The organism is Streptomyces sp. NBC_00258 (assembly GCF_036182465.1).
Lineage (GTDB): Bacteria > Actinomycetota > Actinomycetes > Streptomycetales > Streptomycetaceae > Streptomyces.
On sequence record NZ_CP108081.1, the window covers coordinates 2,597,261 to 2,612,450 of the forward strand.

The 15,190-nt window shown below is 69.1% G+C and carries 13 protein-coding genes; 7 read left to right on the forward strand and 6 right to left on the reverse strand.

The window, feature by feature from the left end; translation table 11 throughout:
- Positions 1-46 precede the first annotated feature (46 nt).
- The 7 genes from OG718_RS11895 (at position 47) to OG718_RS11925 (ending at position 8,013) form a co-directional block, all read left to right on the forward strand.
- Positions 47-1,273: an amino acid ABC transporter substrate-binding protein gene (locus OG718_RS11895; RefSeq protein WP_328844096.1), complete on the forward strand. Its 1,227-nt coding sequence runs from the start codon at positions 47-49 to the stop codon at positions 1,271-1,273.
- Positions 1,274-1,280: 7 nt separating this feature from the next.
- A complete protein-coding gene (locus OG718_RS11900) occupies positions 1,281-2,168 on the forward strand; it encodes a branched-chain amino acid ABC transporter permease (protein ID WP_328844097.1) in 888 nt (295 codons plus the stop codon).
- Positions 2,152-3,276, forward strand: coding sequence for a branched-chain amino acid ABC transporter permease (locus OG718_RS11905; protein ID WP_328844098.1), 1,125 nt, complete (start codon positions 2,152-2,154; stop codon positions 3,274-3,276). Before OG718_RS11900 ends, OG718_RS11905 begins: the two co-directional genes overlap by 17 nt.
- The gene (locus OG718_RS11910) at positions 3,273-4,022 is read left to right on the forward strand and encodes an ABC transporter ATP-binding protein (protein WP_328844099.1); all 750 of its coding nucleotides are present in this window, start codon (positions 3,273-3,275) and stop codon (positions 4,020-4,022) included. Before OG718_RS11905 ends, OG718_RS11910 begins: the two co-directional genes overlap by 4 nt.
- Positions 4,012-4,833 carry an ABC transporter ATP-binding protein gene (locus OG718_RS11915; RefSeq protein ID WP_143634516.1) on the forward strand — a complete coding sequence of 274 codons (822 nt, stop codon included), beginning with the start codon at positions 4,012-4,014 and terminating at the stop codon, positions 4,831-4,833. The genes OG718_RS11910 and OG718_RS11915 overlap by 11 nt, the downstream gene beginning before the upstream one ends.
- A 70-nt stretch (positions 4,834-4,903) precedes the next feature.
- Complete coding sequence (locus tag OG718_RS11920; RefSeq protein WP_328844100.1) at positions 4,904-5,878, forward strand: hypothetical protein; 975 nt, start codon at positions 4,904-4,906, stop codon at positions 5,876-5,878.
- A 5-nt stretch (positions 5,879-5,883) separates the two neighbouring features.
- Positions 5,884-8,013 carry a PQQ-dependent sugar dehydrogenase gene (locus OG718_RS11925; protein ID WP_328844101.1) on the forward strand — a complete coding sequence of 710 codons (2,130 nt, stop codon included), beginning with the start codon at positions 5,884-5,886 and terminating at the stop codon, positions 8,011-8,013.
- Here the strand turns inward: OG718_RS11925 and OG718_RS11930 are convergent.
- From OG718_RS11930 to OG718_RS11955, 6 genes are all read right to left on the reverse strand, one after another.
- A complete protein-coding gene (locus OG718_RS11930) occupies positions 8,003-9,475 on the reverse strand; it encodes a glycoside hydrolase (protein ID WP_143634511.1) in 1,473 nt (490 codons plus the stop codon). The genes OG718_RS11925 and OG718_RS11930 overlap by 11 nt on opposite strands.
- Positions 9,476-9,721: 246 nt before the next feature.
- A complete protein-coding gene (locus OG718_RS11935) occupies positions 9,722-10,978 on the reverse strand; it encodes a glucarate dehydratase family protein (protein ID WP_328844102.1) in 1,257 nt (418 codons plus the stop codon).
- The gene (locus OG718_RS11940) at positions 10,975-11,883 is read right to left on the reverse strand and encodes a 5-dehydro-4-deoxyglucarate dehydratase (protein ID WP_328844103.1); all 909 of its coding nucleotides are present in this window, start codon (positions 11,881-11,883) and stop codon (positions 10,975-10,977) included. Before OG718_RS11940 ends, OG718_RS11935 begins: the two co-directional genes overlap by 4 nt.
- Positions 11,884-11,910: 27 nt before the next feature.
- Positions 11,911-12,864 (reverse strand): carbohydrate ABC transporter permease, encoded by a 954-nt coding sequence (locus OG718_RS11945; protein ID WP_143634504.1) that lies wholly within the window; start codon positions 12,862-12,864, stop codon positions 11,911-11,913.
- The gene (locus OG718_RS11950) at positions 12,861-13,769 is read right to left on the reverse strand and encodes a carbohydrate ABC transporter permease (RefSeq protein WP_143634502.1); all 909 of its coding nucleotides are present in this window, start codon (positions 13,767-13,769) and stop codon (positions 12,861-12,863) included. The genes OG718_RS11945 and OG718_RS11950 overlap by 4 nt, the downstream gene beginning before the upstream one ends.
- Positions 13,766-15,094, reverse strand: a complete 1,329-nt coding sequence (locus OG718_RS11955) for an ABC transporter substrate-binding protein (protein ID WP_328844104.1) — start codon at positions 15,092-15,094, stop codon at positions 13,766-13,768. Before OG718_RS11955 ends, OG718_RS11950 begins: the two co-directional genes overlap by 4 nt.
- Positions 15,095-15,190 lie beyond the last annotated feature (96 nt).

Sequence of the window (15,190 nt, forward strand, 5' to 3'; positions counted from 1 at the left end):
GCTTTCGAACGGCGAAGAGAGTGCCTGCGGACAGGGGAGTCCAGCGATGAGCACAACACAGCGCCTTTCATGGAGAGTTGCCGCCCTCGCGTCCGCCACGGCACTCACTGCCGCCGGTTGCGGCTCGGGTGGCGGCTCGGAGGATTCACCCGACGACCCCATCACCATCGGTGTCTCGCTCCCGCTCACCGGGGACTTCTCGGAACCCGGCAAGGGTGTGCAGCGCGGCTACAAGGCATGGGCGAAGATCATCAACGACAATGGCGGACTGCTCGGCCGCAAGGTCGAGTTGAAGATCCTCGACGACCAGTCGAACGCCGACCGCGTGGTCTCCGACTACGAGCAACTGATCGGCAGGGACCAGGTCGACCTGGTCTTCGGACCGTTCTCCACCCGCCTCGTGGTGCCCTCGGCCCGGGTGGCGGAGGAGTACGGCCTGCTCTTCGTCGAGCCGGCCGGAGCGGCCCCGGAGGTCTTCGACCAGGGCTTCAAGAACCTCTTCTACGCGGCCCCGGCGGTCGCCAACGACCACTACAACCACCTCGCCGAATACATCCTGGCGCTGCCCGAGGCGGAGCGGCCCAAGTCCGTGGCGTACGCCGCGATGGACGACCCCTTCGCCCAGGGAACGGCGTACGGGCTCAAGGACAAGCTGGAGAAGGGCGGTATCAAGACCATCGTCGACGAGGTCTACCCGCCCAACACCACCGACTTCGGCTCGATCGCCGCGCAGATCGCCTCCTCCAAGGCCGACATGGTGGTGGGCGGCTCGCAGTACCAGGACGGGGTGAACCTGATCGTCGCTCTCCAACAGCTGAACTACCAGCCGAAGATGGCCGCCTTCTCCACCGCCCCCACCGAACCGGAGTTCGCCAAAGCCATCGGCAACAAGACCGAGGGCATCCTCGCGCCGACCGGCTACACCCAGCACGCGGACTACCCGAGCAACAAGGAGTTCGTCGAGAAGTACACCGAGCAGTTCGGCAAGGCCCCTGAGGAGGACGAGGCCAACGCCTACACCACGGGACAGGTCGTCGCCGCGGCCGTCGAGGCGGCCAAGTGCGCCTCCCAGGACGAGGAGTGCCAGCAGAAGCTCGTGAAGTGGCTGCGCGGCAACGAGGTGGAGACGGTCGTCGGCCCTCTCAAGTGGGACGACAAGGGGCGCCCGCAGAGCGCGCACATGATCCAGCAGTGGGTGGACGGCGAGATCCAGATCGTCCTGCCCGAGGAACAGAAGGAAGCCGACCTGGTCCACCCCAAGCCGAAGTGGTGATGCCTGCGTGCCCTCCGCGAGCCTCGTCTTCCAGAGCATCGTCCTAGGCGTGCTGCTGGGAGGGCTCTACGCCCTCCTGGCGGCCGGCCTGACCCTCTACTTCGGCGTCATGCGCGTCGTGATGATCGCCCACTCCGCGTTCCTGATCCTCGCCGCCTACCTCGCCTGGTACGCCCACCGGGAGACCGGTGTCGACCCGCTGCTCACCCTGCTCGTCACCGTGCCGCTGTTCTTCGTCGCGGGTGTGGCCATGCAACGGCTGCTCCTGACCCGGCTGCGCCCGGCGACGCTGACCATGATGTCGGTACTCCTGACCTTCTCCGTCGCCCTCGTCATCGAAGGGCTTCTCGGGTACGCCTTCTCCGGCACCCAGCGCCGGATCCGGCTCAACTACTCCTCCGCGAGCCTGGAGTTCTTCGGCGCGCGCGTAGCCGTGGTCAAGCTCATCGCGTTCGGCCTGGCGGCCGCCGCCCTGCTCGGGCTGTATCTCCTGATGCGGCACAGCAGGTTCGGCCAGGCGCTGCGGGCGACGATCCAGCACCGGGAGGCCGCCGCGCTGGTCGGCATCGACACCGACCGGATCGCCGGGTACGGCTTCGGGCTCGGGCTCGCCACGGCGGCGGTCGGCGGTACGGCGCTCTCGCTCGACTCGACCATCTATCCGTCGCTGCACTGGCACTGGATCGGCCCGCTGATGGCGATCATCGTGGTCGGCGGCCTCGGCAGCGTGCCGGGCGCGGCGATCGCCGCCATGGCCCTCGGTCTCACACAGAGCCTGCTGCAACTGGAACTCAGCACGACCTGGGCACAGACGGTGTTCTATGTCGCGCTCTTCGCCACGTTGGCCGTCCGGCCGCAGGGATTCTTCGGGGGTCGGCTTGCCCAGAGATTCTGAACGCCCGCGCCACACCGGCAGGTTCCTGCGACTCGGAGCACTGCTCGCCGGTATCGCCGTCGCGCTGTCCTTCCCGTCCATGGCCCCCAGCCCGTACGAACTGACCGTGGGCATCGCCATCCTCAACTTCGCGGTGCTCTCCACCTCCTGGAACTTCGTCGGCGGTTTCACCGGCTACATCTCCCTGGGGCACGGCGCGTTCGCCGGGCTCGGCGCCTACGCGACCGGGCTGCTCGTCACCAAGGGCGAACTGCCGTCCTTCGTCGCGCTGTTCGTCGCGGCCGCCCTGGTCGCCGTGCTCGCGATACCCGTCGGCTACGCCGCGCTGCGGGTACGCGGCGCGTCCTTCGTCATCGTCTCGATCGCACTCGTGCTGATCATGCTGCTGGTCTTCCAGAGCTGGGCCTCGTTCACCGGCGGCTCGCGCGGTCTGGTGGTCCCGCGGCCGTTCCCCGGCAAGCTGCGCTCCGAGCACCACGAGATCTTCTACTTCCTGTTCCTCGGGCTGCTGGCGCTGGCGCTGCTTGCCTGGTGGATCATCGACCGCTCCCGGTTCGGCATGGGCCTCAAGGCGATCCGCGAGGACGAGGACAAGGCCCAGTCGCTGGGCACCCCCACCTACACGTACAAGCTCGTCGTCTTCGTGGTCTCGGCGGCCTTCACCGCTCTGGCGGGAGGGCTCTACGGGCTGTGGTTCGGCGACCTCGACCCCGTCTTCCAGTTCTCGATCCTGAGCGGGGCCTACATGGTCCTGATGGCGCTCCTCGGGGGCGTACGGCATCTGTACGGGCCGCTGCTCGGGGCCGTGATCGTCGGGTACGGCCTTGAGTACTCCAAGCTCGAGTACGGGGACACGCCGCTGCACCTGGTCTTCGCGGGCCTGTTGCTGGGTGTCGTCGTGATGTTCATGCCGGACGGGGTCATCCCTGCGGCCACCGCATTGATCGCCCGCGTCCGGGGGACCGGCGAGACGTCGATCCGCGAACTCACCGCGGCCGAACTGCGCGACGAGCGCGACGAGCGCGAGGCGGACGTCCGGCCGGACCACCGGCCGGACGGGAAAAGACCTGACGGGAAGAGAGACGGGAAAAGAGAGGTGAGGCAGTGAGCGCGGACGAGGGTGAGCAGAGCCTGGCGACCGTCGGACTCACCAAGACCTTCGGCGGGGTCGCCGCCCTGGACGGGGCCACCGTGTCCTTCCGGCACGGCAAGGTCAACTCCCTGATCGGACCGAACGGCTCCGGCAAGACCACGTACTTCAACTGCGTCACCGGCATGATCCGTCCCGACGCGGGCCGCACGACGTACCGGGGCCGGGACATCACCGCCAAGCCGCCGCACCGCATCGCCCGGGCGGGGATCGGCCGCTCCTTCCAGCTCTGCCGTGTCTTCCCGCGGATGACGGTCCTGGACAACCTGCTCGTCGCCGTACGCCCGCCGAACCTCCTGGCCCAGCTCGCCGGTGCCCGCAAGCGGGAGGAGACGGAACGGGCCCGGTACTGGCTGACCCGCATGGGCATCGACCACCTGGAGAGGGCGGAGGCACGGAACCTGTCCTGGGGGCAGCAGAAGCTGCTGGAACTCGCGGGCGTCCTGATGAGCGAGCCCGACCTGATCCTGCTCGACGAACCGGCGGGCGGGGTCAACCCGGCGCTGATCGACCGCATCTGCGACCTGGTGCGCGAACTCAACGCCGAGGGAAGGACGTTCCTGATCGTCGAGCACAACATGGACCTGGTCATGTCCCTCAGCGACCACATCGTCGTCTTCGACCGCGGGCGGCCGATCGCGGAGGGCCCGCCCTCGGTGATCCAGTCCGACGAACGAGTCCTGGGGGCCTACCTTGGCGTCTGACTCCGGCTCCTCCACTGTCTCCCCGTCCCCCTCCGGCTCCGGCCCCTCCTCGCACTCCGACTCCGGATTCCTTCTCGAACTCGACGACATCCGCGCCGGATACGGACGGGCGGCCCTGGTGCTGCGCGGTCTGACGGTCCGGGTGCCCGCCGGAGCCGTGGTGTGCCTGGTCGGCCCGAACGGCGCCGGCAAGTCCACCGTGCTGAAGGTGGCCAGCGGTCTGCTCGCGCCGCGCTCCGGCCGGGTCCTGGTCGACGGCGTGGACGTCACCGGCCGCGGGCCGCAGCAACTGCTCGCCGCGGGAGTCGCCCATGTCCTCCAGGGACACAGCGTCTTCCGGGAGATGACGGTCGCCGAGAACGTCCTCCTCGGCGGCTACACCATCAAGGACAAGGCGGTCGTCGCCGAGCGCGCCGACTTCGTACGCGACCTCTTCCCGCTCGTCGCCGAACGCTGGACGAGCCTGGCCGGGCTGCTCTCCGGCGGCCAGCAGAAGCAGGTGGAGTTCGCCCGCTCGCTGATGGTCAGGCCCCGGGTGGTGCTGCTCGACGAGCCGTCCATGGGGCTCGACCCGAAGACGACGGGCGTGGTCTTCGAGCAGATCGTGCGGATGCGGGAGGCGGGCACGGCCGTACTGCTGGTCGAGCAGAACGCCCGCCGCGCCCTTGAGACCGCCGACATCGGCTGCGTACTCGACCTCGGACGGGTCCATATCTCGGGTCCGGCAAGGGAGTTGCTCGCCGATCCACAGCTCGGCGAGCTCTACCTCGGGGGCAGGCCGGCTCAGCCACCGGCCGCGCCCAAGAGGTGACCCGGCGGGGACCCGCGATGCCAGGCAAGGACATCGATGTCATGACACGCCTCGCAAAGGAGCGAGCGACATGGTCAAACGCAGACGGTACGCGGGAGCGGCCCTCGCCGTTCTCCTGACAGTTCTCACGGCTCTCGCCGCGGCCCCGGCCGGGGCGAGCGGCCACCACCGGCCACCACCCACCGTGCACCCCGGACTCAGACCCCACCTCGCCGCCCACTACGACTTCGAGCACCCGGTACGCGGCAATCCGGCCCGCGAACGCGACCGGGGTTTCTCCGGCACCGACATCGACCTGGTGGGCGGCGGCGCCCGGATGCGGGCGCCGGACGGCGCACACCACGGCAGCCGGACCTCGCTCCAGGTGCGGCAGACCGACCCGGCGGCCGCGGGCAACGACGACTGGAAGGCGGGCGTGTACTCCGCGTCCGGCGTGCCGACGCTGAACGCCTTCAACGCGGTGCGCGGGACCACCGTCATGGGGTGGTTCAGGATGACCGGGCAGAACCCGAGCCCCAACACCAACACGGCCGCCCCCGACGACCTCTACGGCGCGATCGGCCTTGCCGGAGTGCTCTCCGGCGACTCCGACGGACATGGTGTGCGCGCCCTGCTGGAACTCATCAACGTGAACGGCGAACTCCGGCTGGTCGCCCTGGGCCGGCGGATCGACGGGGCCGCCTCCCAGACCTTCGCGGCCTCCCAGGACTGGCGGACCCTGCTGCCGCCCGGCAAGTGGGTCTTCCTCGCCGCGACCTTCGACTTCGACAGCGGTGAGATGGCTCTCTACCGCAACGGCAGGCCGCTGGACGGCTTCTACACCGTGCCCGGCGACCCCTGGGACCTCTCGGGCCCGGGCCCGCACCGCACCTCGGCCACCGACCCGCGAGGCATCAAGATCGGCGGCAGCTTCCCGCAGAACACCCGGGAGGGCAATCCCTGCAACTGCCGTATGGACAGCCTGATGTTCCTCGACCGTGCGGTGGACGCCGCGCTGGTCCGAGCGCAGTACCGACTGGTCACGCACAAGGCAGCAGAGGAGTGACAGCCATGACCGGATCCCCCGGCACCAGACCCAGACTCGGGCCCAGCCACAGGCCCATCGTCCTGACACCGTTACTCGTTCTCGCCCTGTTGCTGTCCGTCCTCGTCGCCCTGCCCGGCGCCACGGCCCACGCGGCCGAACCGATCACCGACCCGATCCCCGAGCGGCCCACCACCTCCGGCATCGGGCTGACCGTCGAGGAGTTCGCCGCCTTCCCGAAGAGCGTGCCGCCGGACGGTCCCGTCACCGATCCGCGTCTGATGCGGCACGCCCGTATCAACTACCTGAGCGAACTCCCCGACGGTTCGGGCCGGATGGCCGTGCCGGACCTCAACGGCAAGCTGTATCTCGTCGAGAACGGCACCCCGCGCGTCTATCTCGACGTCGCCGGCACCTTCTCCCCCGCGTTCTTCGGCAGCCAGGGTCTCGGCATGGGCTTCGGGTTCGCCACGTTCGACCCCCGCTTCAAGAAGAACGGCCGCTTCTACACCGTCCACACCGAGCTGGCCTCCGCCACCACCGTCGTGCCCGACATGCGGCAGGCGTCGAACACGGTGTACCACGGCGTCGTCACCGAGTGGACGGCCGACGACCCCTCCGCCGACACCTTCAAGGGCACTCGCCGCGAGGTCCTCCGCATCGGCTTCACGGGCCGCGTCCACGGCATCCAGCAGATCGACTTCAACCCCACCGCCCGGCCCCACGACAAGGACTACGGGCTGCTCTATCTCGCCGTCGGCGACGGCGGCCAGGGTGCCAGGAACGGCGAACCGCAGAGCCTGGCCGTGCCGCACGGCAAGATCCTGCGCATCGATCCGCGGGGCAGCGACAGCGCCAACGGCAAGTACGGCATCCCGTCCCGCAACCCCTTCGTCGGCACCGCCGGTGCCCTCGGCGAGATCTACGCGTACGGCATGCGCGACCCGCACCGGTTCAGCTGGGACTCCGGCGGCCGCAACCGTATGTACCTCGGCCACATAGGTGAGCACGCCATAGAGGCCGTGTACGAGGTGAGGGCCGGCGACAACCTCGGCTGGAGCGAACGCGAGGGCGCCTTCGTCTTCGACAAGGCCGCAACCGATCCCTGCGCCAAGATCCAGCCGCTGCCCGCCGACGACGAGAAGTACGGCTACACGTATCCCGTCGCCGCCTACGACCACGACCCGCCCGCCGACTGGAACTGCACCTCCGACGTCGGACGGGCGATCGTCGGCGGCTTCGTCCTCCGCGACCGCGACCTGCCCGAGCTGTACGGCAAGTACGTCTTCGGCGACCTCGTCGACGGCAGGCTCCTCTACGCCGACACCAAGGACATGCGCCGGGGTGGCACGGACCTGGCCAAGCTGTACGACCTGATGCTGTACGACGAGAGCGGCACCCGGGTGACCCTGCAGGACCTGGCCGGGGACGACCGGGTCGACCTGCGCTTCGGGCAGGACGCCGACGGCGGGCTCTATCTGCTCTCCAAGGCCAACGGCAGGATCTGGAAGGTGACCGGCACCCGGAAGTTCGCCTCCTGCGACACCGGCGGCACGAAGGTCACCAACGTCATGGCCGGACGGAACTGGGCCCCGGTCACCCCGTCCAAGTGGCGGTTCCCCGGGCGTGAGGCGATCCTCGCCGAGGCCGGGGCCGCCCGCCCCGGTCCCCGACGTCCCTTCGAGTACGCCGTGCTCACCGCGGGTCCCCCGGCCTTCGGCTCCGTACGGATCGACGCACAGGTCCGTCTCGACACACCCGTCGAGATCACCAACCGGGACGTGATCATCGTCTTCGGCCACCAGTCGGACACGAAGTTCTACTACGCGCACCTGTCGACCGACAACACCATCTATCCGCACAACGGGATCTTCGTCGTCAACGACGCCGACCGGCTGCGCCTGGAGGACCAGTGGAACGGCACCACCGGTGCGCCACCGGCCGTCACCGACTCGGCCTGGCACAAGGTGCGGGTGGTGCACTGCCCCGGCACCGGTGAGATCGCGGTCTACCTCGACGGCTCGAAACAGCCCCTGATGACCGCCGTCGACACCACGCTCTCCTCCGGCCGGGTGGGCTTCGGCTCGTTCGACAACACCGGGCGGATGCGCGACCTGAAGGTCACCGGCGCGGGCGGAGCTGCCCTCACACGGTGACACCGTCGATCTCGAAGGTCTGCACCGAGGCGGCGGCGAACGGCACGCTCAGGCTCTTGCCGTTGAGGTAGGTGTCCGAGCGTGCCGTGTAGAGGTCGCCGCTGCCTGAGGTGAGCGTGTTCCAGCGCCGTACGAGCCCGCCGCTGCCGCCCGTGACCTGGGCGAAGCGGGACAGGTCGAAGGTGAGCGTCTGCGCGGCACCGGAGTTGACGGCCACGACGACCAGGCGCTTCTGCGTGGCGTCGTGGGCGGCGACCGCGTAGCCCACGCCGGTGTCGAGGATGGTCATCCCAGGGCGGATGTGGCGGCTGAACTGGGCCATCACGTAGTACTTGGTCTGGACGGTGGTCGGCTGCAGGGTGCTCGCGTTGTACGCGATCATCGCCCAGCCCGTCGAGGGGTCCATCACCTGCCAGTAGACCCAGGCGGTCGGGTGCAGCCAGCGGAAGTCCAGGCACAGGTTGCTCGCCAGGGTGAGACCGGTGCCGTCGCTGTCACCGGTCTCGGAGTTCCAGAGCTTCTTGCCGGCGGTCGTCACGACGTCCGTGTGGAGGAGGTCCCGGCGGCCGCCCGAACCCTGGTAGCCGTGCACGTTGACCTGGCTGACCAGTGCTTTCGTCGACGCCCCGAAGGAGTTCCAGGTCGTACGGGCCAGGTCGTAGCTCGTCTCGTCGGAGGCGGAGATCCTGATGCCGGACAGGCCCCGCGTGTCGAGTTCACTGCGCATGTACGGGAGGACGGCGGCCTGGACGGCGGCGTCCATGTGGCAGCCCTCCTGGGTGCCGGTGGCGGTCCACCAGGACGACGAGGGCTCGTTGAACGGGTCGACGGTCGCGAAGTTCACGCCCCAGTTGTTCTTCGCGCGCAGGGCGACGGCCGCCAGGTGGGAGGCGTGCTGCCGGTAGTTCCAGGACTGGAGGTTGTTGCCGCCGCCGGACGCGCCCGACGGGTTGTGGTTGCTGCACATCCACCACATGGGCGAGTTGGCGAACAGTTCGGTGACGGCGCCCCGTTGGACGGCCTTCACCAGGGCGGCGCGCTGGTTGGCGTCCGCCGTCCAGTCCCAGGCGGAGGAGGTGGGGTCCTCGTTGTTCCAGTCCTGCCAGTAGCCCTCGATCTGCTTGAAGGCCGGGATGTTGGGCGAGGCGACCATGGACTGGCCGCCCACGCTGTTCGGGCTGCACGCGCCCAGGTTGTAGCGGGCGATGTTCATGCCGAGGCCCGGCAGCGTCCTGCCGCCGTACGCCACGGACTTGGTGGTGAAGAAGATGTCGGCGAAGTCGTCCCGCGCGCCGAACACGTTGGCCCACCACGCGAGCGAGGTCCCCCATCCCTCCCAACGCCCGTAGCTGGTACCGGGGTTGACTGCGACGGTCGCGTCGGCGCGGGCGGTACCCGTCGCCAGCGCACTGCCCAGCAGTGTGCCACCCGCCGCCGCCAGCAGCGATCTGCGCTTCATCATGGAGGTCTCCTGTCGCGCTCATGCCACAACCTGGTTGAAGAATGAGGCGGGGGCAAACGGTTGTCGAGACGCGTGACAGCGCTTTCTGTTTCGATAGTTTGCGGGTGCCGGTGCCACACGGCTTCACAGGCGTCCCGGCCACCACAGCACTACGGGCGCCCGCGCCACAGCAGTGGCGTACGGGCGCCCGTGTCGGCGCGGTCTCATGGGCGCCGATGTCAGCGCGGCCTCATCGGCGCGCCGGCGTCACCACCGAGGAAGCTTGAGCTCGTACTCGGGGTGGACGCGCCGCATGTATCCGGTGTCGTCGCGGCCCTTCATGCCCGAGTCGAGATAGACCCGGTGGAGCCGTTCCAGGGCGTCGTGGTCGAGTTCGACGCCGAGGCCGGGGCCCGTGGGGACCTTGACCGCGCCGTCCCGCAGTTCCAGGGCGCCGGGGACGATGACGTCGTCCGCGTAGTTCCACGGGTAGTGGGTGTCGCAGGAGGTGTCGAGGTTCGGGATCACGGCGGCCACATGGGTCATGGCGGCGAGGCTGATACCGAGGTGGGAGTTGGAGTGCATGGACAGACCGATGCCGAACGCCTCGCAGACGGCGGCGAGTTCACGGGTGCGGCGCAGCCCGCCCCAGTAGTGGTGGTCGGTGAGGAGGACCTGGATGGCGTCCTGCTCGACGGCCGGCTTCAGGTGCTCCCAGGCGACCACGCACATGTTGGTGGCCAGCGGCATGGGTGAGGTCTTCGCGACCTCGGCCATGCCGGGGATCGTGGGGGTGGGATCCTCCAAGTACTCCAGGAAGCCGTCCAGCTCCCGCGCCACGTACTGCGAAGTCTCCACCGTCCAGGCCGTGTTGGGGTCGAGCCGCAGCGGCTGCCCCGGGAAGGCCTCGGCGAGGGCCTTCATCGCGGCGATCTCCTCGTCGGGCGGGAAGACACCGCCCTTGAGCTTGAACGAGCTGAATCCGTACCGCTGTTGCATCAGCCGGGCCTGCTCGACGATGCCCGCCGGGTCGAGGGCCTCGCCCCACTCGTCGCCGACGGCCGGATTGCCGTCGAGCGCCGGGTGTTCGGCCCACTTGTAGAAGAGGTACGCGGCGAAGGGCACGGCGTCACGGACGCTGCCGCCCAGCAGGTCGCTGACCGGGCGCCCGAGGAGCTTGCCCTGGGCGTCCAGACAGGCGACCTCCACGGCGGAGGTGGTCCAGCCGCGCTCGTGGGAACTGGGCACGGTGGGCAGCAGGACGGAGTCGATCGCGGCCGCGACGGCGGTGGTGTCGAAGACGTCCATGCCGACGACCGCCTGCGCGGCAGCTGCCAGCCGTTCGAGGCGGATGTCACCCCCGGTCGACTCGCCGAGGCCCACCGTGCCGTCCTCCAGGACGAGTTGGAGGATCAGCCGCAGGGCGAGGGGCTCGTGCACGCCGCTGGAGTTGAGGAGCGGCGGGTCGCGGAAGGCGATCGGCGTGACGATCAGTTCACGGATGCGACTGTCGGGGGTGGTCATGCGCGGACTGCCTCCAGGCCGTGGGCGATGATTTTCGTCAGCCGGGCGAGGTGCTCCGGCGTGGGGTCGAGCAGGGGTGCCCGGACGCCGCCGACGTCCAGGCCCCGGATCGTGACGCCGGCCTTGACCAGCGACACCGCGTATCCGGGTACCTCGTCGCGGAGTTGGACGAGGGGTCCGTAGAACTCGTCGAGGAGCGTGCCGACCAGTGTCTCGTCTCCCTCGTCGAGGGCCCGGTGGAAGGCGAGGGCGATCTCCGGGGCGAAGGCGAACACCGCCGACGAGTAGAGCCCGACACCGATGCCGCGGTAGGCGGGCGCGGTCATCTCGGCGGTGGGCAGGCCGTTGAAGAACTGGAAGTCCTCGGTGCCCGGCACGGCCCGTACGGCCCGCACGATGCGGTGCATCCGCTCGATGTCGCCGATGCCGTCCTTTAGTCCGACGACACCGGGCAGGCCGGCGATCTCGGCGGCCGTCTCACCGGTGAGACGGGCGGAGCCGCGCTGGTAGAAGACGACGGGCAGTTCGGTGGCGGCGGTGACCTCCCGTACGTATCTCACGAGGCCCTGTTGGGGTGCGCTCACCAGGTAGGGCGGCAGGAGCAGGATGCCGTCGGCGCCCGCCCGTTCGATGCGGGCGGCCTGGTCGGCGGCGACGGGCACCGGGCCGCCCGCGGCCGCGAGGACGGGTACGCGGCCCGCGGTCGTGGTCACCGCGATCCGGGTCGCGCGCTCGATCTCGTCCGGAGACAGGGCGTGGAACTCGCCGGTGCCGCAGGCGACGAAGACGCCACCCGCTCCGGCGGCGACGCCTGCCTCGACGTGCTGGGCGAGCCGGTCCTCGTCGAGATCTCCGTTCGTGTCGAACGGGGTGACCGGGAAGAACAGCACTCCTTGGAACTTCATGTCTCCCTCGTAACTGCGGGGTGGAGGTCAGCCCTTGGTGGCACCGGCGGCGATGCCGGTGACCAGCGAGCGCTGGAGGAGCAGATAGACGACCAGGCTGGGGACGAGCGCGATGACGGCACCGGCGAGGACCACACCCGAGCCGACCTCGGGATCGGTGCGCAGGATCGACAGGGCGACGGTGACCGTGTAGTCGGTGGGGTCCTTGGCGGCGATCAGCGGCAGCAGGTACTGGTCCCAGATCATGATGAAGCCGAGGACACCGGCCACGCCGAGCGCGGGCTTGCAGAGCGGCAGGACGACCTGCCACAGCATCCGCAGTTCGCCGACGCCGTCGAGACGGGCGGCCTCCTCGATCTCGGTGGGTATGTCCTTCATGAACTCGGTCAGCAGCATCACCGAGAAGCCCCAGGCGCCGAGCGGCAGGATCACGCCCCAGACGGTTCCCTTCAGGTCGAGTCCGACGACCGGGACATGCCCGAGGACCAGCGACAGCGGGATCGCGATGACCTCCTCGGGGAGCATCATCGTGAGCATGAACAGGGTCAGGATCAGGGCCTGTCCGCGGAACCGGTGCCGGGCGAGCGCGTAGGCGGCGAGCACCGAGACGGCGAGCTGGAGCAGCAGTCCGCCGCCCGCGATGACGAGCGAGTTGGAGAAGTAGTCCCAGATGCCCCGCTCGCCGGCCACGCGGACGTTCAGGAGCGTGGAGTCGTGCGGGAGGAAGGACAGCGACGAACCGCTGGGGTTGGTGCTGAAGGCACCCGAGAAGATCGTCAGGAAAGGCGCCGCGAAGATCGCGAGGGCGATCGCGCAGAGCAGGATCCGCAGGGCCCAGGCGGGACCGGGCCTGTCGCTCCAGCCGAGTGCGGTGTCGAAGCGGGCGGGGGTGGTACGGGCCTGCTTGCCACCGCGCCGGGCACGGGCGGCGGAGATCTCACCGGACGGGGTCCGGACGGGATCGAGGGCGGGGGCGCTCATCGCACGTCTCCCCTCTTTCGGAAGTAGTTGACCGTGACGGTGAGCAGCAGCGTCACGCAGAGCAGGACGACGGAGGCCGCCGAGGCGCCGCCGATGTCGTTGCGGGTGAAGCCGAGGGTGTAGGCACGGGTCATCCACACCTCGGTGGATCCGGCGGGACCGCCGCCGGTGAGGACGTACACCTCGGTGAACACCCTGAGTCCGCGGATCGCGGCGAGGGTGAGGACGATGGCGAGGGCTGGGCGGATCGCGGGCAGGGTGACGTACCGCAGTCGCTGCCGGAGCGAGACGCCGTCCATCGCGGCGGCCTCGTACAGCGTCCGGTCCACGCCGGCGAGTCCGGCGAGGAGGATCACCATGTTGTAGGGGGCCGTCATCCAGATGCCCATGGCCATGGTCGCCCACAGGGCCGTGTCGGGGTTGTCGAGGAACGGCACGGGTCCGAGGCCGAGGAAGCCGAGGGCGCTGTTCATGAGGCCGTCGGAGGTCGGGTAGTACATGAGCCGCCACAGCTCACCGACCACCGCGGTCGCGGTGACGACCGGCAGGAAGACCGCGGTGCGGACGAACTTCAGCGAGCGGGCCTGGCCTTCGAGGAGCAGGGCGAGGAGGAACCCGACGACGATGGCGCCGAGGGACATGCCGATGCCGAGGAGCAGGGTGTTGCCGATCGCCTCCTGGAAGCGGTGGTCGGTCAGGACCCGGGTGTAGTTGTCGAGTCCGACCCACCTGTCGCCGAGGAAGGGCCGTACCTCGAAGAAGCTGAGCCAGATGCCCTTGCCCATCGGGACGAACTTGAAGACGAGGGCGAGCAGCAGGCCAGGGGCGAGGAACACCCAGGGAAGCAGGGCTTTCCTGGTGAGGACTCCGCGCCGCCGGGGGGCTGTGGTCACGGTTGCGGTCATGGCATCAGGTCCTGGTCCTTGAGGTCACCGGCGAGGGTGTCGTCGAGCTCCTTGAGGCCGGCGCCGACATCGCTGCCGCAGTAGGTGAACAGCGCGTTGAGGCTGTCGGCGGTGTCCTGCTTGATCGGTGCGAAGTCCGGGGCGTTCGGGAACTGCTCGGAGGCCTCGCGGTACGCCTTCTGCACCACGCTCCAGCGCGGGTCGTCGTGCACCTTCGCGGCGTCCAGCGTGGTGTTGACGGGGATACGGACGACGGGCTGGTTCTTGCCGGTCATGGCGAGCTTCTGGCCCTCGGGCGAGACGAGGAACGCGGCGAGTGCCTTCTCCTGCTCGTCCTTGCCGGTCTTGGCGCCGAAGTAGACGTTCTCGCCCTCGGCCAGCGCGTCGGAGCCGGCCGGTCCCGCGGGGGCGGGCAGGACCTCGAACTTGTCCTTGCCGAGCGTCCCGTCGAAGGTGACGATGTTGTAGGGGCCGGTGAGGTACATGCCGGCGTTTCCGTCCTGGAAGTTGGTGGCGGTCGAGGTGACGGCCGTCAGCGCGCCGGGCTGGACGACGTTCTTGTCCCCGCAGAAGAGGTTGTCCTTCATCCAGCTGACGGTGCGTACGGCGGCCGCCGAGTCCATGACGGGCCGGTAGCCGCCCTTGCCGTCCGGCTCGATGATCTTCGCGCCGCCCTGCCAGAGATAGCTCGCGCCCCACCAGGCGACGTAGCCGTTCTGGGCGCTGCCGGGGGCGACCATCCCGTACGTGTCCTTCTTGCCGTCGCCGTCCGGGTCGCGGGTGGCGAAGGCCTTGGCGAGCGCGAGCATGTCCTGCCAGGTCTTCGGCTGCGGCAGTCCGAGCTTCTCGCGCCAGTCCTTGCGGACCATCAGGGTCATGGCCTGGCGCGAGTACGGGACGCCGTAGTGCCTGCCGTCGAGCCCCACGGTGGAGGACCAGGTCTTGGCGTCGATCTGGCCGTGCCCGGAGATCGACGCGGGGTCGATGGGCTTCAGCAGACCCTGGTGCTGGTAGCTGCCCATCAACGCGGTGTCGTTGATCATGACGTCGGGCAGGTCCTTGGTGGACGCCCGGCTCTGCAGCTGCTGGTCGAAGTTGACGACCGGCTGATAGTCGATCTTTATGCCGGTCTTCTTGGTGAAGGCGGCGAACACGCGGTCGTAGGTGGCCGCGGAGTCCGGATTGCTCCGGGTCCACACCTCCAGGGCGTTCGGGTCACCGCTGTCGGCGGAGTCGGAGTCGGCACCGCAGGCGGCCGTTCCGAACAGGAGCGCCGCCGCGGCGAGCGTGGCGGCCAGGCGGCGGCCTCGTCGTACGTCACCCATGGGCACGCACACTCCGTTCATATTCATGAATCGGCTTCACGAATCTAGATAGCGCGCAGCCAGCTAAGAATCGTTTCAGGCGTATGTCAAGACATG